Raw genomic sequence first — 21,924 nt, forward strand, 5'->3', positions numbered from 1 at the left:
TTTTTCCTCCACTGGACTTAACAACTTTATTCAACATTTAAGGCCGTCAATATGAATTTTGAACGGAAAACCTGATCCGTATTCACATTGATTTTAACGTGCACAAAATACTCACTGCCTCTAACCCGTGTTAGTTCTGCCTTTGCAACCAGCTTTTGTCCAGCTGCTACCGGAACGCGGTACTTCATGTTTGCAACACCGGTAATGCAGACATTTGCATCGACCACTGCCATTGCAAGGGACTCTGCCATTGCAAATATATAGTGACCCTTTACGATGCGGGTACGTTGAAATGCCATTGTATCATCTGTTTGAAGGAATGAAATCGCCCGCTTGTTTAGCTCCAGATCGATTAGCTCTCCCACGATCTCTGCTTGTCCTAGCGTTCTGACTTTTTCATAGTTGTTGGTAGCAACAGACTTAACACGCTCCCTTAGTTCTGGGATGTTTAAAGACAATCTGTCCAAACGAATTGTTTGAATACTCACTTCGAATTTCTCGCTCAGTTCCTCGTCCGTTAAGAAAGGATCTGTTTCAAGAATATTAAGAAGTGCTTCATGTCTATCTTTCTTTTTGAGCTTTGCCATGAGAACCTCTCCAAGTCTTAGTACTAATTTTTTAGCACCTGCTACTAATACAGAGTATAAACATTACCAATCCATTCGTCAATAGCTTTAACGAAATTTTTAAGACTTATTTTTATAACCTGGTACTAATAACAGGCTCTCCGACTTATATTATACCATAAGTTTACTGGTCAAAGCCAGTTAGAATCAAGACTTGAACCCCTTAATCTTCTTTACATCCACAAGAAAAAACGCCCTGCTAAGCAGGGCGTTTTTGAAAGTAACAATTTAATGACATAGATCTTTTTACTCGATAAAATCTGGATAAAGTGGGATTTTATTTACTTTAAACTCGAGGATATCCACTTTTTCACCTGGATCTCGACGTTCAAGTTCCCCATCTTCATTCTCTACATAGTAGACAGTTTGTGTGCTGATCATAAGACCTTCTATAATGGACGTGTTTCCATCATGGATTTCACCAATGGCAAAAATCAGCTCATCTGCAGTGATTTGTCTTAGTACAAACGCTTCATTGTCATTGAAATACTCAATATAGTGACCGTCGCTGACGCCATCATTATAAAGGTCTATCAGCTTATCTACCGCTCTTTGGTACTTCTCGCTTCTGCTTTTTGGCGAATCATTCTGATCATCTGCATAGAAGTCAGACTCATAATTAACAGAAACTTTTGTAAGAATACGAACGTAGTAATAATCACCTTTATTTAAGGTTTCTGCACTTGGGGATACTGTCACTGTGTAACCATATTCACCCTTTTCTTCATCAAAATGCGCATCAATCATGGAGCTTGATGGTTGTGGCTCACCGTTGTTAAGAACACTTGCATCCTCACTTGGGTCATCCCCTTCACGCAGCTTGTAGAGCTGAATGTTTGGATGATCAAAAGATAGATACTTATTACCGATGAGGGTGAACTTAAACTCAGGGTTTTTCACATTACTTTCCTTGATCTTAAAGACAATGGATGTATCGATTGGATCTTCGTAATAAATGGCTTTGTAGCCGTCTAATATCCCGTTATCTTCTCCAGAAAGTGGATCATCGCTGTAGAAAGAATCTGAGATTTCCTTATAGAATTTCTTGAGCATATCAATAATGTCTTCTTCAGAGTCTAGTACATTGTCTTCATCTTCCAGATAATCGATGTAATCATCTACAGAATCTTCATCAATATACTTTTTATCTTCATCATCTAGGGCATTGCCCAGAATGTTCAAGAAGTCATCATACTCTTTTCTGGTTGAATCACTAGAACCTTGTCCATCTTCAAGATCATATCTTGAATTATCTGTCCACGGTATACCGTTTTCAGAATAGTCGTAAATACTTTCTCTTGCTGTTTCTTTCCAGTCTGCCTTGTCCGAAGCAGGTACCAGGTTGTCCGGGTTTTCTCTGTACATAATGTAAATCGTTTGAGAGTCATCTGTAAAAACCACATCGACCTTACTAAATGTCAGAGTATCCTCACCATCTGAATATCTTACTTCAGGATCAATGTAAGGTTTGTAGTGTGGAATAGCATCAAGGTTCACAGAAATCGAATACCCCTTGTAACCATATACAACAGTTCTCTCACCTAGTTCCTCACCTGTTTCAGCAGAAATGTTAATGATAACCACCTGGTTCTTGTTGGTTATGATTTTTTCCTTAATGTCTTCAATGGCATCATTTAAATTCTTTGTAGCTTCTTCTTTTTCTTCATCTGTTGCATTTGGATCGTTCAAAACTTCTTTGGCCTTTTCAAGCGCATCGTTTAAGTCTTCCAGTTGACCCTCAGGCACATCGCCTAGGTCATAACCGTCTTCGTCAGAGCCCTCCTTGATTTGATCAATGAGGTTATTTCCGTTTTCAACAGACTTAAAGAGATCCGTTTTTTCGAAATAAAGTTTGTGAACTGATGGTTGGTTGTAGAATGGAATTTCCAGTGTGTTCTGAACAGGCACATAATAATTGTCATAGAATACTTTTACATCTGGATTTCCAGATTCATAAGGTCCATTCAGAACAACTTGGAAACCTGCAGGTGCGTATCGTTTAAGACTCTTAGCACCATTCACTTCAATTTCTACATCATTTCCGTTTTCAAGCACATAGAACTTGATTTCAGTTTCATTGGCACTGACCACCAAACTTGATTCAAAATCAGTCCAAGCTTGTTTCAGCACATCTGCCATTTCCATTTTATCTTGACCCGTTGCATTTAAATCCGCTTCTAGATCTTTAGCTTCTTGTAATTTCGCTTTCAGAGCTTCAAATCGATTTGTATCATACTGTCCCACTTCATAGAACTTATATAGGTCACTATTCACATTGGTTACTGGACCAAGCTCTGGTGTTCCAAGACCATCAATTGCTCCTTCTACCTCATCTATGACAGATGGAAGGGCATCACTATAAGACAAAGTGATTGTCTGCGGTTGATCTGTAAAAGTAAACCTGTAATTTTCTGTTCCATCAAGGGCAAAACCATCGACACTGATGTCTTTTACAAGCTCGTATCCTTCCGGTCCATAAAGCGTGACCTTACCATTTACAATTTCAAGAGACCCGTCACCCACTTGAAGTGTATCACTGAGTGGATTTCCACCGTCATCGTTCATGACAAGTGTGATCTTGTTGTCTTCTGTAACTCTTCCGTTTTCAAAATCATTTAGAGCCGATTCCAAGACCTGGTAGGCTTCTTCAAGCGCATCTTCATTGATTTTTCCATCAAGATAATCTTGCTTGGCCTGGTCGGCCTTTTCAATGGTTTCTTGTAGCTTAGCCTTTGAACCCGCAGAATACTCTCCCGGTTCATAAAGTCCGTCAGGACCAGGGCCTTCTACGGCACCATCTACTAAATCATTAGATTCATTTAATAAATTGTCATACACAGGTGTTAGTAGTGCAAATGTTTCTGAGTAGCCTGAATATGCATAACCACTTTCTTCGGAGTCATCATAGGTCACTCTTGCTCTTACTTTATAGTATTTGAAAAGTGACGTCATTAAATCCTCTGGTTCGTAGGTGAGTTGTGATCTCTGAGGCTTTTCTCTTACATCTATAAAAGCATCCGGGCTTGAGCCAACTTTCACCTCATACTCTACCGCACCATTAAAATCATTCCAGTCCAGTTGCACTTCACCGTCGACCAAGTTTGCTGTCAGTCCTGTAACGGATGCCAGAGCTTTTTCCACTGGTCCCTCTGCCGGCAAACCATGTCCCTCACTAAAATTAGGTTCATTCACAACGATAGCGGTTTCATAAAGTTGACCTGATTTTGGATCTAGACCTTGTGTATCAACTACGACATAGTCTTTGGAAGCCGGCACCTTGTAGACTTTATCACCTATCTTGACAACATATGCCTTGCCTTCTTCTCCATCAAAGCGATACAGGGTCTTTCCATCCTCTAAATTCGTATAAGTGAAGTTGTCTGGTTGACCTAATACTTTATGGTTTGCATAGGCATCTTCACTATTAACACCGCCAACATTATACCTTACAAAGACAAAGACTTCGTCATCTGTCAGATCATCTAATGTTATGTCTCCAGTATTATCTGTAACGGTAAACACCTTATCATCAGATGAAATTTCATTGTCCTTTGAAAGGACGATTTCATATTCGCTTATACCTGGCACTGGTGAGAATGTGACCTTGATCTTATTTCCCGATTGCAAGGTATTGATATTATCAACAGCATCCACTGTGATCGGCTTCCACTTAGTCATGAGCTCGCCATTCAAGTCCTGAATTTCAGTAAACTTAAGAGCCTTGTTCCATGAAACAATCTCGCCGATCATACCATCAAATGGCGCACCGCCACCACTTCTTGTTACAATTTGCTTATTGTGTGGATAAACCGTGTGGCTGTTAAACCAACCAATCCCTGCAGGGTTTGGATGCACTTCTTGCTCCTCCACATTCGTTAGAACTTCTGTTTCTGTTATGTCCGTAAAGGCGCCATTCACATAGGCTCTGAAAGTGCCTTCCGTTGCATCATGGGTCATAAAGGCAAAGTAAACCGTTTCAGGCTCCACTTCAGTCAGGACAATAGGCTTGTAATAATGACCTGTGTCCCACTCTTTATTGTTATAAACCATTGCATAAAGTGATGGTGTGTTATTATTCTCTGGATTTGGAGCTATAACAAAGTTATATCCTCTCCAGCCACCGCCTTCTTCGAAGATATACTGCACACCACTGATGTCGTCACCAGTTTTAAAGACAGTGCCTATTGTTTTTTGAATAAATTTGTCATCATTGACTTCTGCCTGTCGGGCAATATTTAGACCTTTAGCATAGCCGTTAAAATCAACAGCCCTATGGCCATATATGCCTTCAAGATTCAATTTCGGTGTGTTTGACCCTTGCGCTTTGGCTTGATTATCAAATCCAACACTGTCATGCCAAACAGGAACGTTTTGTCCAGCCTGCACGTTTTCATCAACAAGACCATCACCATCTAAATCATAAGCATCAAAGTGCAGACCGCCATTTGGCTTTTCTCCTGCATCTTCATAGGCATTGATGGTAAATGTCAAAGTCGATGATGATGTGTCATCATCATCTTCATATCCCACAACATAGGAGAAGGATTCTTCTAATGTCTCCCCTTGATAAAGATCTTTTATGGCTTGTGACTTGCTGTCCATAATATAAATGTAGGTTCCATCAGGTTTAATCAGTAGAACCCCATAGTATCCGTAGACAAATGTATAATCGCCATTGTCTTCAACCGATTGACCATTCACCGTATGAACTAGGGCGTCAAAGTCACCGGCATCGTTTAAGAGAATGTTGCCAGTCGCAATGGTATCCCCTTGGGCCGAACCATATATACTGCTTGCATTTGACCCAATATTCATATGTGCGCTGTAAGGTGCACCATTAAAATCAGGGTCTGAAGCCGCCTGTTCAAAGTCAAACTCTGACACAGTTTGTCCATGGAGAAGATATAGTTTATCATTTACCGATGCTAGACCATATGTGTTTCTTGGAATATTTCCAATTTCCTTTGTCTTGCTCTTTTCAATATCAATTTCAACAAGTACACCATAGTTTTGACTGCCTTTTGACTGCCATGTCTTAAAGGCCGCATAATACAGCTTATCATTATGGAAGACCAAATCTCCAAGAGAATGATTTCCAACAGTCATAACCGTTTGGATTCTTTGATCATCTTCATCGGCAAACACATTATAATACTTGAGTTTGGCATTATCCACAAAGTACATGTTGCCATAGTCATCAACTGTTAATGAGTTCACAACCCCAGTACGGCTTTCGCGTATATTTCTTATGTTTGCACGTTCTGTATTATTAGGGTCTAAGATGTTTTTATACAGATTTCCATGGGCAAGAACCCCGTACAAGACTGTGGAATGGTCATTGGCAATATCAAACCACTGCTCGTTTGTATCTGAAACCTTTGTGGTTGTTTTGTCTTCAAGGTTGATCATGAAGACATTGTTGTCATGGTCTGAAGCATAAACCGTTTCCACCACGCCTGGGTTAACGACGCCAACATCTGGCACAGCATCAACAGGCGTTCTTACGTCTTCAAGAACCACATCAAATTTCTTGGTTGTGGATTTGTTATTACGTGTAACCTTCACATGAACTTTGGCCGTTCTCTTCTTTTCATTATCAAAGGCATCTGTGTCTTTAACAAAAACACGTCCGTTTTGCGGATTGATACCAAAAGCGTCATGAGAGTCCCCAAGGAGCTCATAGGTTATGTCATATTCTGATCCACTTGAGCCATCTCCATACCAAGGTGTCATATAAATATAGCCAAATTGGTTGTGACCATAGTCAGATAGGTTGACCGTATACTTGCTCTCGTTACGAATATCCCATCTGTAGCCATTGGATAAGAGCCAAGCGCTAAAATTACCATACCAATTTTCATTGTCATGGGCTGTCACTTTTAATATATCATTTCGATTGACATAGAGAACCACACGTCTGCTTCCTCGTATAGTGTCTAAGTCTCTTCCATTATAATTGATCTCGACCCAGGATCGCCCATAGATGTTGTCAATAATAACGCGGATGCGCCCGTTGCCACACATATATGGGTTGTTTGGATAGACCCCTGAACCACTATCATTTTGGTCGTCCGTCGAATCATCAACACTTGATTCTTCTTCTTCCTTAATTTGTGCATCTATACCAACATATGTACCATTTTCGGCATGGACACTCACCTTGTTTGGAGCGTCGTCTTTGTCGTATAAATCTAATGGCAGGTTATTGCCTTTGTTGTTATTGCTCTGGTTCCACTTTTGGCCGTTTTTATTGCCATTTCCATTACCATAGGCAAATCCAGTCGTGGTAAAGGATGTCATGACCAACACCAGAACTAAGAATAATGCTGAGAGTCTTTTCATAATTAAATCCTTCCCCCATTAAAGTCCTTAATCACCTGGATCACTTCACTCAAATCGAATGTTTTAAATTTCATTATAAAGGTCTGATCCTTTATTTTTTTAACCACATAGCTGTTGTCATTGGTCTTATAATCTTTATAGGCATACAAATACCCATCCACTTCATCTGAATAAATGAAGTCGGATGCCTCAACAAATAACTCTTGTGCTGAGTCAATGATGGCTTGCTCCACAGAAGAAGGATAGGCCACAAAAACCATAGATTTATCCGGATTCTCTTTATTGTAATAATAATCCGTATTATCAATGGCTTCGTAAGTCAGCAAATAGTCTTCTTCATAGACCTTGGGTAAACGCTGCTTTTTAAATTCACTGATGTACATGGTCACTGAACGCTCATTTCCATTCCATAGCGGTTCAACCCCCATAGACTGAGATATGAATGCCAGTGGAACAAAAGTCCTACTGTTAAAAATTGTCGGCGCTGCATCAAGTTGAATTTCAACACCATTGAGCTTTGCGGTCTTATTGTCTATTTGTAACCACAACCTGCCCCCGTCCGTGTCGGCTGTTATACTTCTTTCTTCGCCGTTCCACTGTGTTTCAACATCAAAGAGTTCAAAGGTTCTTTTCAGCGGCAACATGGTTCTGCCATTCACAATAACCGCGGGTAAGTTTACGTCTTGCTCTTCATCATATGATGAAACTTCTTTACCATCGACAATAATGTCTATTGCCTGCTTAGAAAGTTCTTCATATGAATCTGCAAATGACAGTAGTGTACCCATCGCGAGTGCTGCCCCCATAACGGCAATCGCTATAAATCTTTTCATAATCATCACACCTACCTTTCTTATTTTTATATACATGACCATTTTACCATATTTTATTGTAAAAAAACTTCTTACATTACGAAGTTTATCGAACAAAATCCAGACTTATCACAGATTAAAAGTGAAATTTTATTATTTTTCACTAATATGATGTACAATTAGAGTTTTTTCATCTCACCCCCTTAAAAGACGGCTGAATCTATTGATTAACAGGATTTCTGTCGTTTTCTCGATCCATCATCATCATTCGTTTTTTATAAACATATTATATATTATACTCTTTTTGTGTGATTTTATGCATTTGAAAGCATTGTGGACGGCTGGTCTCATTTTCATACTTAGGTCATGTTTACATGGACCAAGCGGATTTTTGCCATCTTATAATTTGCAAAAAAGAAAGCCAAAAACTCGAGTGAACTCGGCTTTTGGCTTTCTTTTTTGCAAAATGCACTTATGCTGTTTTCGCGTAAATAAAAGCAATGGTTGCCCATTGCTTTGTCGTCAAATAATAATTATTTAACTGAAATAATTTCTTGTCCCTTGTATTGACCGCATGATGGGCAAACACGATGTGGAACCGTTGGCTCATGGCACTGAGGGCATTCGATAACGTTTGGTGCTGTCATCTTAATGTTAGCCGCTCTTCTCTTATCTCTTCTAGCTTTAGAAGTTTTGCGCTTAGGTACTGCCATTTCTCTACACCTCCTTAACTAACGAAAGAAGTCTTTGAGACCTTCAAGTCTCGGATCAATCTTCTCATTATCACAATCGCAAGGGTCGGTGTTGAGATCTGCTCCACACACCGGACATAATCCTTGGCATTCGGGGTCACAAAGAACCTGCATAGGCATGTTCAAAAGAAGATCTTCTTTTAAAACATACTGCAAATCCAATTCATGATCTATCAGTATCTGCATAGCTTCGTGATCTGGATCTTGATGTTGTTCCTCAAGTATATCACGCGTTATGCGTCCGTCGATCTTCATTGTGACATCTTTCAAGCATCTATCGCAACTTAGCTTCAGTTCAACTTCATAGGTCACATCTACAAGAACATCGTCATCGACCTTGTAAACTTGACCTTCAAGTCGTACGGGCTTAGCGCTTTCAATGCCGTGGTCAGTCATAATTTCATTGTCTAGCTGCATTTCCAGCTCGACAGGAATGGATACAACCTTACCATTTAAAACATCTGAAACGTTGATTCGCAAGAGTATTCACCTCTTTACTGCAACACGAATATTATAAAAGTCAGCATGGTGTTTGTCAAGTAATATTACTTGATATATCTTAAATTATTTTTTGCCAAGATGCAAGTAAAATAGCTAAAGATTTTCAAATAATTATATTTGAGCATCAAATTGATGTAATTTAAGTCCTTTAAACCCTCATAAGCTCTGAAAATTGAAGATTCATACCGCCACTATCCCCTATCTAGAAGTTTTATACTTAAATGTCTAGATAGGGGATAGCGGCGGGTTTTAAATCCAATTTTGAGTCACTCAGACAAAAAAACTGGAAGGCACAGCGCCTTCCAGTTCTCATTAAACCTAATTACTTAACCAGATCAACTGTATCGCGTGCGATCATTAATTCTTCATTTGTTGGGATAACCATAACTTTAACTTTTGAAGAAGGATCATTTACAAACGCTTCCTTACCGCGAGTAGCGTTTAGGTCTGCGCATACATTGATGCCCATGAACTCAAGACCAGCACAGATATTGCTTCTGTTGTCAGCTGAGTTTTCACCTAGACCTGCTGTAAAGATAACACCGTCTACGCCACCCATTAGAGATGCGTAAGCTGCGATGTACTTCTTAACACGGTTGTCGAATACCTTCAGCGCAAGTTCTGCTCTTTCATTGCCATCAGCAGCTGCGTTTTCAATATCACGGAAGTCAGAAGAAACGCCAGAGATACCAAATACACCAGACTTCTTGTTCATCAGTGTATCCACTTCAGCGATATCCATGCCTTCTTTGTCCATAATGAACTTAACGATTGCAGGATCGATGTCACCACAACGTGTACCCATTGCAAGACCTTCAAGTGGCGTAAAGCCCATTGATGTCGCAACAGACTTACCACCGTCAATAGCTGTAACAGATGCACCGTTACCTAGGTGGCAAGAGATTAGTTTAAGCTCTTCCATTGGCTTTTCAAGCATTGCAGCCGCTCTTTGAGCAACATACTTGTGGCTTGTGCCGTGGAAACCATATCTTCTGATACCGTATTTCTCATATAGTTCATATGGAAGTGGGTAAATGTAAGACTCTGCAGGCATTGTTTGGTGGAATGCAGTATCGAATACACCAACCATTGGCACATCAAGAAGGGCTTGCATAGCTTCGATGCCCATGATGTTCGCTGGATTGTGAAGTGGTGCTAGATCAATACACTCTTTCATAGCGTCCATAACAGCATCTGTTATAACAACAGAGCCTGAGAACTTTTCACCGCCGTGAACAACACGGTGACCAACAGCTTCAATTTCTTCGATGTTTTTGATTGCACCGTACTCTTCGCTTGTAAGTGCCTTAAGAACTTCACCTAGTGCTTCCTTGTGATCATTCATAGGTACTTCAATGACTTCCTTGTCACGACCTGGGATTTCATGCTTAACTCTTGAACCCTCTAGACCGATTCTCTCTACGAGACCGATTGCCATCACTGACTCATCTGCCATATTTAGCAGCTGGTACTTTAGAGATGACGAACCACAGTTAATAACCATTACCTTCATGAAAATGGACCTCCTTGGCTTGTATATATTATTATGTATACAATAATATAATTATACAGAAAAATCGAATACCATATTCTAGCACCCATTTTTCCCACACATAGATAATTATAATTCATTCATGAATTATTTCAATACCCATTATTAAATTGAATGCCTTGAAGTTAACGTTTTCCTTCGTTGACAGAAGGCCGACTATGTTGATATATTTGACTTAGCCTTGATGTGGTCAATAATTGACCCACTCACTGCCACAGAAAATCATTCTACTAAAAAAAATTGCTTATTATACAAAATACAATTGAACCAAGTTCAAATTGACTCAATTTAGGCTTAAATTATCTTATACGCTCACTGTATATATACATATTATGGTTAATTAATACACATCCAATTTGCACAAGGAGCTTTCATGAAACTAACAGGACTTATAACAGAGTATAATCCATTTCACAATGGACATAAATATCATTTGGAGAAATCCAAGGAGGAGACAGAAGCGGACGGTATCGTTGTCGTTATGAGTGGAAACTTTGTACAACGCGGAACACCAGCCCTCATCGACAAATGGACCAGGGCTCAAATGGCCCTTAACAGTGGTGCCGACCTGGTCATAGAGCTGCCCACCGTTTACGCAACAGGTAGTGCTGAAATCTTTGCCCTGGGTGCAGTGAGACTCTTACATGGTTTGAACCAGATTGACAAGGTTGTTTTTGGCTCTGAAACCGGCTCTATTGCCCCTCTTAATAAAATTGCCCACTATCTCTACAAGGAATCAGAAGCTTTCAAGGCGGCTCTTAAGACCGAACTTAACATGGGCCACGCCTTTCCTGTTGCTCGAGAACGTGCGCTGCAAAATCTTTTGATTGAAGGTAATATTCCCAGCCTACCAAACGATATCCTTGGCATAGAATACCTAAAAGCTGGCCTTCGTATGCAAACGCCTATGACATTTTCCACCATAAAACGTATGTCTAGCGCCTATCACGACACGGACACCCTAACAGCCCTCAGTAGCGCCACAGCCATTAGAAAAGCTTATTTCGACAATCAGCTTGATGAAATCATCCATACGCTTCCTAGGGCCAGTTATGACCTTCTCAGAAGGTTTCCTGATCTCACCGTATCCCCCGACAATCTGGGAAGCTTTTTACTCTATAAACTTCGTACGAGTTCAGCTAAGTCCTTATCCAAGATCCAAGATGTTTCAGAAGGCCTTGAATACAGAATGATAGAAGCCGCTGTAAAAGCCAACACTTATGAACAACTTGTAGATCTGATCAAGACAAAACGCTATGTACGAACCCGGGTCCAGCGAGCCCTGCTAAACACCCTTTTAAACGTCGAGACCCAGTTTGTGAACAGCGTTGTACAGTCCGAATCTGCAGTTTATGCCAGAATTTTAGGCTTTAACGACACAGGACGCAAAATAATGAAGACGCTTAGAAAAACTTCCACCATTCCGCTAATAACCAATATCAACAAACACACTCATGAGGAAGCCATCATTCAGTCCATGCTGAACCTTGACACACGGGCCACAGATGTTTACACCCTCCTGCGCGGTGATGGTAAAGGGGCTCTTGATCGACTCACACAACCAGTCTATTTAAAGGACGAGGACAAATTTTAAACACCAGATAAATAATGTAAATATAAAATCCACTTACAGGCTCGCCTCTTTCTAAATAAAGGAGAGTCAGTAAGTGGATTTTTAAATTTACAGGATCTAATTTGTCTCAGATGCATGGAAAATTATTTGTCCATATCATCTAGTAATCATCGTTCTTATAGCCACTCATTTCATTGATATTTTTATCAACCGTATGAAGCAGTTCATGCAAGTTGCCCTTCACTTTTACGAGTAAATCTTCTGTATACTCATAGGCGTTTTGTCTAAGCCCTGCCGCTTGGCTCTCAGCCTCAGAAATAATTTCCTCTGCCTTCTCTTGAGCAAGACGAACAATTTCATGCTCATCAACACGTTGCCGTAAATGGGCTTCCATTTCACCAAGCATTCTTGACTCTTCATTTTTTGCATTCTCAATGATTTTCATCTCTTCTTGTTGTGCATTGGAAATCAAAGTATCTGCGGTGTTTTGAGCATCTTCAATAATTTGATTTTTCTGAGATTTAATCCATTTTACATGCTGATACTCCTCAGGCAAAAGTATATTGATCTCCCTGATGATTTCCTGAATTTCTTCTCGATCAAGCATAACTTTTCCAGTTAGGGGTATTGCGGATAGATTATCAATTTTATCTTCAAATTCTTCTAATAAGTCAAGTACTTTAAGCTCCAAATCAAATTGGCTTATGCTCATTCAATGCCACCTCCGCTTTTTTTCTTTTTCATGGCATCCTCTACGACTTGTGGTACCAATTCGTGAATCGGACCGCCGAGTTTAAATATCTCTTTAACAATACTTGAACTAAGATAGGAATAATCTGTCGAGGTCATAAGAAAAACCGTTTCCGCCTTAGGATTAAGTTTCCTATTCATGCCCGCCATTTGAAATTCCATTTCAAAATCTGAAATGGCACGAAGGCCTTTAACTATTACGTCAACATTATTCTTATCAACATAATCAACAAGCAGACCATGAAAGCTATCCACTACGACATTATCAAGATGTGATACAACTTGTGTCAGTAAATCAACCTTCTCAGATACAGTAAACATCGGTGTCTTGCTCGTGTTGTTCGAAGCAACGACAATCACCTTGTCAAATAGCTTCGAGCTACGTTCTATAATATCTAAATGCCCTTTGGTAACAGGGTCAAAGCTGCCTGGATATACAGCTGTTTTCATTATGTCATCCTCCTGTAAATGCTTACTGCGGTGCTGCCGTACTTCTTAAATTTACCCAATTCAAAGCCCCCTATAACATCTGGATATTGAGTTTTTGAATTGTGCTCTACCACAATCATACCAGAATCATCTAAAAGACCCAATCCATCAATAGACTCAATTGTTGGTACTACGAAGCCTTTGTCATAAGGTGGGTCCATGAAGACCACATGAAAGGGCTTATCAGAACTCAAATTTTTTATAGCACTCTCAACGGGTTTTACGATAAGTTTTGTCTTGCTCTTCAAATTTGCCTTATCAATATTCTTTTGAGTGACCTTTGCACATTTTGGGCTTGCTTCCACGAGGACCACTTCTTCAGCCCCGCGGCTTCCCGCTTCCAGTCCAAGAGCCCCTGACCCAGCAAAAAGGTCAAGAACCCTCTCTCCCACAATTTCAAATTGTACTATATTAAATATGTTTTCTTTGACTCTATCAGTTGTAGGACGCGTATCAAGCCCCTCAATTGTATCAAGTTTTGTACCACGTGCCGATCCGGCTATAATTCTCACGTCTCCAACTCCTTCCTCGTTAATTTTAACAGATTTAAACATCTGATAAAACTCTATATTTCCAATTGAGCGACTTGCAAAATATCATTCAAGCCCCTTCTTCATACCATATATAGATAATCAAGAATAGAGATTTCTATATATGGTACAAAGAAAGCATATATCTATAATTTTGCAAGCGACTGAATTATTTGATTTATATTGAAAAATCTTCAAACAGCTTCGATGTGACACCCTTCACAATGCTGTCTATCTGTGGGTTATCACCTTTAGCATACTGTTTCATGACATTGATAGCCGTAGACTGAGCCACTTCTAGTATGTCGCCATGCTTAGACAAATTGGCCAGTCGAAGTTCTGGTATACCGTGTTGTCTAATCCCTAAAAGTTCTCCAGGACCTCTTAGCTCAAGATCCTTGTCCGCAATTTCAAATCCATCATTGGTCTGTACAAGGGTAGAAATCCTTTCCTTAGCTATTTTTCCTGGTTTGTCAGATGTCAAGAAGCAGTAAGATTGCCACTGACCCCTTCCAACACGCCCCCTTAACTGGTGCAGCTGACTTAGACCAAATCTCTCTGTGTTTTGAATGACCATGATTGAAGCATTGGGCACATTGATGCCAACCTCAATAACAGTTGTTGAAACAAGGATGTCAATGTCTCCGCGAGCGAAACTTCTCATAATTTTGTCTTTCTCCTGGGCCTTTATTCGTCCGTGAACCAGCCCCACTTTCAAGCTTGGGAAAACTTTTTGCGAGAGTCTTTCATACAGACTCTCTGCGGATTCAATATCAAGAACATCTGAGTCCTCAACCAAGGGACAGACAAAATAAGCTTGTCGACCACTTTGTATTTCTTTTTCAACAAACTGATACATATCCCTGTATTTCTTTTTCTGAATAAAATGAGTTTTAATCTCTTTTCTTCCTGCAGGCAACTCGTCAATGACAGACACTTCCACATCACCATAAAGAATCAATGACAGGGTTCTTGGAATCGGCGTTGCAGACATAATAAGAACATCTGGTGTTTGTCCCTTGTCAGCCAGGGTGTTTCTTTGCCTTACGCCAAACCGATGCTGTTCATCGGTAATGACAAGTCCAAGATTTTCAAAATCAACATCTTTTTGAATCAGGGCATGGGTTCCAACCACCACCTGAATTTCGCCACAAGCAAGAGCATCCAGTGTCTTTTTCTTCTCTTTGCTCTGCCCCTTTAAAAGCCCCACCGAAACCCCCAGTGGCGCCATGAGCTCCCTTAAGGAATGATAATGCTGTTCTGCCAGTATTTCTGTCGGTGCCATCATGGCACTTTGATAGCCGTTTAGGAATGATAAATACATAGCAAGAGCCGCTATAATCGTCTTCCCACTTCCCACATCACCCTGAACCAATCTATTCATTGTTTTTTTGCTTGTTAGATCTGCCTCAACCTGATTCCATGTTTTTTGCTGGGCTCCCGTTAACTCAAAAGGCAAAGTTTTTATAAAAGACTCAACAGCATCCTTTTTCATCATTTGAACACCTAGGGTCTGGTTGAATTCTTTTTTGAGATAAATCAAACCGATTTGTAAATTAAAGAGTTCTTCAAAGATCAGTCTCTTTTTTGCTCGCGCTAAAGCCTCATCATCATCAGGGTAGTGGATATTTTTCAGAGCCTCTTGAAGGGACATTAAATCCTGTTGATTTAATATAAGCTCTGGCAAAGTCTCTTCAATTTCAGAGATGCCCAAGGGTAAGGCATGACCAACAAGACCTGAAATATCCTTTTGGCTAAGCCCTTCGGTAAGAGGATAAACAGGCACTATTCTTAAGAAGTCTTTGGCATCCACTTGGCCTTGCACGCCGACTTCAGGATGGATGAATGAAATTTTTGATCCCTGACGCCTTCCAGAGCCAAATACCATGAGGCGCATGCCCATTTGATACTTGCTCTTCAAATAAACCGCATTAAAAAAAACCAGTTCTGCCTTATGTGCTTCATCCTGCACTTGTACTTTTAACATTGCCTTGTTTCGCCCAAAGCTTCTTGTTGATGTCACGGAAACAACCTGACATATGAAGGTTCCTGTCAATTCATCTTCAATATCTGAAAAACTATGTATTTTTCTTTTGTCTATATATGATCTAGGATAAAAAGAAATTGCATCTTCTATGGTCTTAATACCAATTCTTTCGAGGCGCATGGCTTTTTTAGGTCCAATACCTTTAAGCATTTGAACATGTGTTTTAAGCATAATTTCTCTCCATTAAATTAAGCCCGCAGCGAAAGCTGCGGGCCTTTTAATTTATTACTCTATTGAACAAATGTAGTAGTAAAGCGGTTGTCCACCACTGTAAACTTCTACTTCAAGGTCTTCGTATTTAGCTTCCAGCTCACTCGCCAGCGCTTCTGCTTGTTCTTTTTCTACATCTTCGCCATAGTAGATTGTCATGATTTCAGCGTCTTCATCAATCGCGCCATCCAGTGATTCGATTGTCACTTCGTGCAGGTCTCGACCCACTGCTGTGATTTCACCCTCTGCAACACCTAGTATATCATCCTTTTTGATTTCCTTATCGTCAAAAAGAGTGTCACGTACAGAATAAGTGATTTGAACCGTCTTGACTTCTGAAACAGCTCCAACCATTTCCTTATGGTTCTCAACAGCTTCAACAGATGGATCAAATGCCAACATGGCTGAAATTCCCTGAGGAATAGACTTACTCGGAACGACATAGACAGGTCTGTCAACAATTTGCTGGGCCTGCTGGGCCGCCAAAATAATATTACTGTTATTTGGTAGAATAAAAATTGCATCTCCACTTATAGACTCAATGGCCTTAACAATGTCCTCCGTACTTGGATTCATTGTCTGACCACCTTCAATGACATAATCAATGCCTAGGTCTCTAAATATCTCTGCAATACCACCACCCATAGCCACAGAAATAAATCCGTATGGTTTTGGTTCTTGTTCTTCAACAGCCCCTCCCATACCCGGATGACTTTCATCCAGTATAGTGGAGTGTTGCTCTTTCATGTTCTCAATTTTTATATTGAGGAGCTCTCCGTATTCCAGAGCGCTTTGAAGGGCAATGCCCGGATCGTTTGTATGGACATGAATTTTAATCAAATCATCATCTTCTACAAACACCATGCTGTCTCCAAGAGACTGTATTTTCTCCTTGAGCGGCATGTTGGTGTCCTTGCCACCTCTTACAATGAATTCAGTGCAGTAACTAAATTTAATATCTTCAGTATTGAATGAAGACTGAGCAGATTGGGCCGATCCTGTTGACTGAGAAGCCATATGTGCCTCCAATTCATGGTCAGCGGCTTCTTTGCCCACAACAGCATCATAAAAACCTTGAATGATACAGTTAAGACCTTTACCGCCCGCATCAACCACTCCAGCCTGCTTAAGCACTTTTAAATATTCTGGTGTCTTATCTAGTGTCTCATTTGCCGTCTTAATTAGAATGTTTAATAAATCGTGGACTGGTAATTCTTCTTCAGTGTATTCCATCGCTTTGTCTGATGTTTTACGAATAACCGTTAAGATCGTACCTTCCACTGGCTTCATTACTGCTTTATAGGCTGTATCCGAAGCCTGCTTAAATGCATTTGCCAGATCGATTGAAGATAGTTTTTCTTTGCCTTCGCAGGCCTTAGAAAATCCTCTAAATATCTGTGAAAGGATTACACCTGAGTTACCTCGTGCACCCATAAGGGAGCCTTTTGAAATGGCCTTGGCCACTTTTTCAGCAGATGCACCTTCTGTTTTAAGGGCTTCTGTCAATGCTGCGTTCATTGTCAGGGACATATTTGTACCTGTGTCACCATCAGGAACTGGGAAAACATTTAATGAATCCACAAGTCCTTTATTGGAATTCAGTTCAAAGGTTCCCTGCTTAAACATCTTGAGCAGCAGATCACCATCAATATACATGATATCCAATTTACTTTCCTCCTTAGTTAAGCCTGAACTCGAACACCCTCTATATGAAGGTTAACATTCAGAACTTTCAAACCAGTTTGGTTTTCTACATTGTACTTCACTTTTTCGATGATATTTTCTGCAACGACGGATATTTTTGTACCAAACTGAATGATCACATAGAGGTCGATCGCTATGCCCTCTTCTTCCATCTGGATCGAAACGCCTTTGCTTAAATTTTCTCTTTTAAGTAGATTAACAATTCCATTTGTTGTTGATCTTGATGCCATACCGACAAGGCCATAGCACTCAATTGCAGAGGCACCTGCAATGGTTGCTACGACATCTGAATTTATGTCGATAGTGCCGATTTCATTTTCTACACGAATAGTCATAATGACCCTCCTTCGTTATTTAAAGACACTACTATTATTCTACACTTTATGAGTAAAAATCTCAACTAAAATCGAGTAAAAACTCCTATCAAGGAAAAATACTTGACAGTTTGACCACTTTTTTTGAAATAACACTTGTATCTTTTGGAATTACCCATTATACTATCTTTTGTGGGTAAACGCACCCACCGCAATTTTGACTTGAACAACAGGGGCTACTCTGGTATTATATATATGCTTATGTTGTTTAAACGCTCGAAGGAGGTGCAAGATAAATGGCTAAAAGATGTGAAGTTTGCGGTAAAGGCAAAATGTCAGGTAACAATGTATCGCACGCTCTAAACCACACAAGAAGAACATGGACGCCAAACCTCAGAAGAGTTAAGGCTGTCGTTAACGGTTCTCCTAAGAGAATCCGAGTATGCTCTCGTTGCCTAAGATCTGGTAAAGTAGAAAGAGCTATCTAGTTCGGATGAGTCTACGGAGTCCAGTAGACTTTTGATTTTTTTTGGCATGATCATGCTAAAAAACCCGCTAACCTGGTTAGCGGGTTTTCGCGTGCGCGAAAAACAAAGCATAATAAGACATGGAAAAACAATAAAGGAGGATGTTCTATCATCCATTTTTATTGTTTTTCTATTTTTTGTCTTTGTTTTACTTGCAAACACCACTTGTTTTTTGTCCCAGTATCATTTCTGAGTCACTTAATTGAACAACATACAAAATCACAAGGCTTACGGATTTACACCTTCAGTTCAAATAAGAGCCGCGTTTGTATCTCACTTTCCTTGACTTCATCAGGATCGTTGAGATAATACTCATACCCCACCCCTGTGGCCTCATATCCATTTTCAGCTATCCACCGCATAAGGACATCATAGGCCTTTTCAAGTTCCATGTAAGGCCCCACATGGAGGGTCTGGGCGTATTTCCCCTTAGGTATTTTGCTCATTTTAATTGCATCAGTTTCCACCACGTCCTCTTGAATGGGAAATCCAATTTCAACATCTAGGTCGTCCATGTCCATGTTGAAATATCCCACAAAAGGAAGGCCCCCTGGATACTTTTCTTGGGATGACAGATGGTTTATGATCATGCCATAGGTTCTTCCAATCACATCTGGCAAGTCACTGACAGGGCATCGCCTTCTTACCGATACCACTTTCTGATCATCAAGTTCTATAAGCTCGCAGTTATACATTTCCTACCTCCTCTTGATGGTGTCCTAATCTCTCCATCCTAGCTTTCAAATCACGATTTGTCTTTGCCAATACTTCATGAAAAAAATACCCCATCCAAACATGTCAAAACACACAAAAAGACTGTGGCATCTATTACACAAACCCTTCTCCATATGAATCATATGAAAAAAATCCATGAAACGCGACCACAGTCAATTATAATAACTTATTATATACAACTTATTGTTATCAATCTCTTGATTTAAAGACCAAGAGAAGTCCCTCTCTTAGCTTAATAAGGGCCTTTTCAGATGCGAAGACATTACTAATGCCTGTTGAACTACCAAGGTCCAGAGTGGCATCTGTCAGAGGGTATTCAAAGCCATGAAGATAGATTCCCTTAGCTGAACCACCAACTGGAACAATTGACATAAGTTCTCCGATCTTGCCTTGAATTTCATAGTCTGAATCAATCAAGCGGATTTCATTGCTCTCGTCCACCATACAGGCATCCACGCCCGCATCAAGAAACTTTTTAAGGAGCAATACCGTTGCAAAGGTATGATCCATTCTCGTTCCAATACAGCCAATCAAAGTCACCTTGTCTGGTTTTTGTTCAATGGCAAACTCAACAGCCAGCTCAGAATCAGTAAAGTTCTTCCTAGAGGGAAACTGAATGACTTGAGCCTGTGGATGGCGGCTTAAAAAACCATCATATGAAGATATGGAATCAAAATCGCCTAAAAGCACATCGGCCTTTAGGCCAAGCTTGTCCACGTGTCGACTTCCACCATCAACAGCTATAACTTGGTCGATATCCTTCAATTTGTCCTTATAAAAGTCATAATCATGAATATCACCGTTTATGACAACCAACAAATGACTCATTCTTATCTTCCAATCTCATGTCTGAAGTCTGCCACAGCTTTCTTAACGTCTGGCTGGGCAAAAATAGCAGATCCAGCCACAATAACATTTGCACCCGCTTCAACAACCTTTTTCACATTGGAAACCTTTACGCCACCATCGACCTGAATATCAATACTTAGGCCTCGGTCATCTATCATTTTCTTAAGGCGCTTAATTTTATCAAGGCTTGATTCAATAAAGCTCTGACCGCCAAACCCAGGATTCACTGACATGATAAGGACCATGTCAAGTTCCGGCAGCACTTCTTCAAGAGTGGAAAGCGATGTTGCAGGATTCAGAGAAACCCCAGCCTTCACACCATGGCTTTTAATATTTTGAATGGTTCTATGTAGATGGGTACATGCTTCTTCATGCACTACAATAATATCTGCGCCTGCATCAACAAACCCTTCAATAAACTGGTCAGGATTTTCAATCATCAAGTGGACATCTTTAACCAGATTTGTTTTCCCCTTCAATGATTTCATAACCATTGGACCAAAAGAAATATTCGGAACAAAGTGTCCATCCATTATATCGATGTGCAAATACTCCACACCGGCTTCCTCAACTTTTTTTACATCTTCATACAGCTTTGAAAAATCTGCTGAAAGTATTGATGGTGCTAATTTTACCATGAGTTGTGCCTCCCGCTGTCCATTAAATTCTTATAAAAATATAAATAGGAATCATAACGATTCTTATGAATATGACCCGTTTCAATAGCTGCCTTCACAGCACAATCCGGCTCATTAATATGCATACAGTCATTAAAACGGCAGTGTCCCTCAAATTCTCGAAACTCCTGGAATAGGTCTGCCAACTCTGCCATATCTATAAATTTGAGATCCAGTGAAGTAAAGCCTGGCGTGTCAACCACCCAGCCACCAAAGTTTAGCTCTATAAGCTCTGTGTGACGTGTTGTATGCTTTCCGCGCTTAATTTTTTCACTTATTTCACCGGTTTTAAGCTCCAATCCAGGTTGAATAACATTGAGCATAGACGATTTGCCCACCCCTGACGGGCCTGCAAAGACAGTGATCTTGTCTTTTAAAAGTTCACGGATTGTCTCTATGCCTTCTCCTGTTTTTGTACTCGTCATCACGACGTTATAGCCTGCAAGCTCATATATTGCCTTGTATCTTTCAAACACTTCATCCCCTTGAACCAGGTCAGCTTTATTAAAGCATATAATAAGTTCTAAACCTGCATATTCACCGAGAAGAAGTATTTTATCAAGTAAATTAAGGTGCGGATCAGGGCTTTTCAGAGCAAAGACAACCACAGCTTGGTCGACGTTGGCCACAGCCGGTCTGAAGAGTTCCACATTTCTCTCTTCAATCTCCTCTATCCAACCTTCCTTTGGTTCTTCAGAAAGTATACTGATCTTAACCTTGTCACCCACAAGTGGTGTCACCTTATTTTTTTTAAAAATGCCTCTGGCCTTACATTCATATATCCCATCTGATGTTCTGACATAGTAAAAGCCTGCAATACCTTTTACAATAATTCCTTCGACCATCGGAACCCCTTTCATAGCGCTGAGCTATTTACCATTCAAATGCACATCATACGACTAAGGAGAAATGTTGTAGGCATAGCCTTTCACAT

Annotated in this window: 18 protein-coding genes; 2 read left to right on the forward strand and 16 right to left on the reverse strand. The window is 40.2% G+C overall.

Annotated features, from left to right (window positions below; all coding sequences use genetic code 11):
* Positions 1–26 precede the first annotated feature (26 nt).
* The 6 genes from fapR to ACQ4KW_RS12590 form a co-directional block, all read right to left on the reverse strand.
* Entirely contained in the window at positions 27–587 is a 561-nt protein-coding gene (fapR, locus tag ACQ4KW_RS12565; RefSeq protein WP_430882828.1) for a transcription factor FapR, read from the reverse strand.
* A 285-nt stretch (positions 588–872) separates the two neighbouring features.
* Positions 873–6,968, reverse strand: coding sequence for a VCBS domain-containing protein (locus ACQ4KW_RS12570; RefSeq protein ID WP_430882829.1), 6,096 nt, complete (start codon positions 6,966–6,968; stop codon positions 873–875).
* 2 nt (positions 6,969–6,970) lie between these two features.
* The gene (locus ACQ4KW_RS12575; RefSeq protein ID WP_430882830.1) at positions 6,971–7,801 is read right to left on the reverse strand and encodes a copper amine oxidase N-terminal domain-containing protein; all 831 of its coding nucleotides are present in this window, start codon (positions 7,799–7,801) and stop codon (positions 6,971–6,973) included.
* 512 nt (positions 7,802–8,313) lie between these two features.
* Positions 8,314–8,493 carry a 50S ribosomal protein L32 gene (rpmF, locus tag ACQ4KW_RS12580; protein ID WP_430882831.1) on the reverse strand — a complete coding sequence of 60 codons (180 nt, stop codon included), beginning with the start codon at positions 8,491–8,493 and terminating at the stop codon, positions 8,314–8,316.
* Between the two features lie 18 nt (positions 8,494–8,511).
* Complete coding sequence (locus ACQ4KW_RS12585) at positions 8,512–9,012, reverse strand: YceD family protein (RefSeq protein ID WP_430882832.1); 501 nt, start codon at positions 9,010–9,012, stop codon at positions 8,512–8,514.
* 343 nt (positions 9,013–9,355) lie between these two features.
* A complete protein-coding gene (locus tag ACQ4KW_RS12590) occupies positions 9,356–10,546 on the reverse strand; it encodes an acetate/propionate family kinase (RefSeq protein WP_430882833.1) in 1,191 nt (396 codons plus the stop codon).
* Positions 10,547–10,958: 412 nt separating this feature from the next.
* Here ACQ4KW_RS12590 and ACQ4KW_RS12595 point away from each other — a divergent pair, with 412 nt between their 5' ends.
* Positions 10,959–12,179, forward strand: coding sequence for a nucleotidyltransferase (locus ACQ4KW_RS12595; RefSeq protein WP_430882834.1), 1,221 nt, complete (start codon positions 10,959–10,961; stop codon positions 12,177–12,179).
* Positions 12,180–12,318: 139 nt separating this feature from the next.
* On the opposite strand, the gene ACQ4KW_RS12600 is transcribed toward ACQ4KW_RS12595, so the two are convergent.
* From ACQ4KW_RS12600 to ACQ4KW_RS12625, 6 genes are all read right to left on the reverse strand, one after another.
* On the reverse strand, positions 12,319–12,870 hold the full coding sequence (locus ACQ4KW_RS12600) for a hypothetical protein (protein ID WP_430882835.1): 552 nt from the start codon (positions 12,868–12,870) through the stop codon (positions 12,319–12,321).
* Positions 12,867–13,358: a pantetheine-phosphate adenylyltransferase gene (gene coaD, locus ACQ4KW_RS12605; protein WP_430882836.1), complete on the reverse strand. Its 492-nt coding sequence runs from the start codon at positions 13,356–13,358 to the stop codon at positions 12,867–12,869. The genes ACQ4KW_RS12600 and coaD overlap by 4 nt, the downstream gene beginning before the upstream one ends.
* Positions 13,358–13,951: a 16S rRNA (guanine(966)-N(2))-methyltransferase RsmD gene (gene rsmD / locus ACQ4KW_RS12610; protein ID WP_430882837.1), complete on the reverse strand. Its 594-nt coding sequence runs from the start codon at positions 13,949–13,951 to the stop codon at positions 13,358–13,360. Before rsmD ends, coaD begins: the two co-directional genes overlap by 1 nt.
* Before the next feature lie 154 nt (positions 13,952–14,105).
* Positions 14,106–16,145 (reverse strand): ATP-dependent DNA helicase RecG, encoded by a 2,040-nt coding sequence (recG, locus tag ACQ4KW_RS12615; protein ID WP_430882838.1) that lies wholly within the window; start codon positions 16,143–16,145, stop codon positions 14,106–14,108.
* 54 nt (positions 16,146–16,199) lie between these two features.
* A complete protein-coding gene (locus ACQ4KW_RS12620) occupies positions 16,200–17,840 on the reverse strand; it encodes a DAK2 domain-containing protein (protein ID WP_430886573.1) in 1,641 nt (546 codons plus the stop codon).
* A gap of 26 nt (positions 17,841–17,866) precedes the next feature.
* Positions 17,867–18,223, reverse strand: a complete 357-nt coding sequence (locus ACQ4KW_RS12625; RefSeq protein ID WP_430882839.1) for an Asp23/Gls24 family envelope stress response protein — start codon at positions 18,221–18,223, stop codon at positions 17,867–17,869.
* Between the two features lie 275 nt (positions 18,224–18,498).
* Between ACQ4KW_RS12625 and rpmB the strand changes: the two genes are divergently transcribed.
* Complete coding sequence (gene rpmB, locus ACQ4KW_RS12630) at positions 18,499–18,690, forward strand: 50S ribosomal protein L28 (RefSeq protein ID WP_430882840.1); 192 nt, start codon at positions 18,499–18,501, stop codon at positions 18,688–18,690.
* 275 nt (positions 18,691–18,965) lie between these two features.
* Here the strand turns inward: rpmB and ACQ4KW_RS12635 are convergent, their stop codons facing one another.
* From ACQ4KW_RS12635 to rsgA, 4 genes are all read right to left on the reverse strand, one after another.
* A complete protein-coding gene (locus tag ACQ4KW_RS12635) occupies positions 18,966–19,424 on the reverse strand; it encodes a GyrI-like domain-containing protein (protein WP_430882841.1) in 459 nt (152 codons plus the stop codon).
* A gap of 229 nt (positions 19,425–19,653) precedes the next feature.
* Positions 19,654–20,292, reverse strand: coding sequence for a thiamine diphosphokinase (locus ACQ4KW_RS12640; protein ID WP_430882842.1), 639 nt, complete (start codon positions 20,290–20,292; stop codon positions 19,654–19,656).
* A gap of 2 nt (positions 20,293–20,294) precedes the next feature.
* The gene (rpe, locus tag ACQ4KW_RS12645; RefSeq protein WP_430882843.1) at positions 20,295–20,951 is read right to left on the reverse strand and encodes a ribulose-phosphate 3-epimerase; all 657 of its coding nucleotides are present in this window, start codon (positions 20,949–20,951) and stop codon (positions 20,295–20,297) included.
* Entirely contained in the window at positions 20,945–21,835 is an 891-nt protein-coding gene (gene rsgA / locus ACQ4KW_RS12650) for a ribosome small subunit-dependent GTPase A (protein WP_430882844.1), read from the reverse strand. The genes rpe and rsgA overlap by 7 nt, the downstream gene beginning before the upstream one ends.
* Positions 21,836–21,924: the final 89 nt, after the last annotated feature.

It is taken from the genome of Tianxiuia mixotrophica (assembly GCF_050596425.1).
GTDB lineage: Bacteria > Bacillota > Clostridia > Peptostreptococcales > Acidaminobacteraceae.

Excerpts from the sequence above, each read along its gene's own strand:
- fapR (WP_430882828.1), bottom strand. The coding sequence starts at position 587 with ATGGCAAAGCTCAAAAAGAAAGATAGACATGAAGCACTTCTTAATATT.
- ACQ4KW_RS12570 (WP_430882829.1), bottom strand. The coding sequence starts at position 6,968 with ATGAAAAGACTCTCAGCATTATTCTTAGTTCTGGTGTTGGTCATGACA.
- ACQ4KW_RS12575 (WP_430882830.1), bottom strand. The coding sequence starts at position 7,801 with ATGAAAAGATTTATAGCGATTGCCGTTATGGGGGCAGCACTCGCGATG.
- rpmF (WP_430882831.1), bottom strand. The coding sequence starts at position 8,493 with ATGGCAGTACCTAAGCGCAAAACTTCTAAAGCTAGAAGAGATAAGAGA.
- ACQ4KW_RS12590 (WP_430882833.1), bottom strand. The coding sequence starts at position 10,546 with ATGAAGGTAATGGTTATTAACTGTGGTTCGTCATCTCTAAAGTACCAG.
- ACQ4KW_RS12595 (WP_430882834.1), top strand. The coding sequence starts at position 10,959 with ATGAAACTAACAGGACTTATAACAGAGTATAATCCATTTCACAATGGA.
- ACQ4KW_RS12600 (WP_430882835.1), bottom strand. The coding sequence starts at position 12,870 with ATGAGCATAAGCCAATTTGATTTGGAGCTTAAAGTACTTGACTTATTA.
- coaD (WP_430882836.1), bottom strand. The coding sequence starts at position 13,358 with ATGAAAACAGCTGTATATCCAGGCAGCTTTGACCCTGTTACCAAAGGG.
- rsmD (WP_430882837.1), bottom strand. The coding sequence starts at position 13,951 with ATGTTTAAATCTGTTAAAATTAACGAGGAAGGAGTTGGAGACGTGAGA.
- recG (WP_430882838.1), bottom strand. The coding sequence starts at position 16,145 with ATGCTTAAAACACATGTTCAAATGCTTAAAGGTATTGGACCTAAAAAA.
- ACQ4KW_RS12620 (WP_430886573.1), bottom strand. The coding sequence starts at position 17,840 with ATGTATATTGATGGTGATCTGCTGCTCAAGATGTTTAAGCAGGGAACC.
- ACQ4KW_RS12625 (WP_430882839.1), bottom strand. The coding sequence starts at position 18,223 with ATGACTATTCGTGTAGAAAATGAAATCGGCACTATCGACATAAATTCA.
- rpmB (WP_430882840.1), top strand. The coding sequence starts at position 18,499 with ATGGCTAAAAGATGTGAAGTTTGCGGTAAAGGCAAAATGTCAGGTAAC.
- ACQ4KW_RS12635 (WP_430882841.1), bottom strand. The coding sequence starts at position 19,424 with ATGTATAACTGCGAGCTTATAGAACTTGATGATCAGAAAGTGGTATCG.
- ACQ4KW_RS12640 (WP_430882842.1), bottom strand. The coding sequence starts at position 20,292 with ATGAGTCATTTGTTGGTTGTCATAAACGGTGATATTCATGATTATGAC.
- rpe (WP_430882843.1), bottom strand. The coding sequence starts at position 20,951 with ATGGTAAAATTAGCACCATCAATACTTTCAGCAGATTTTTCAAAGCTG.
- rsgA (WP_430882844.1), bottom strand. The coding sequence starts at position 21,835 with ATGGTCGAAGGAATTATTGTAAAAGGTATTGCAGGCTTTTACTATGTC.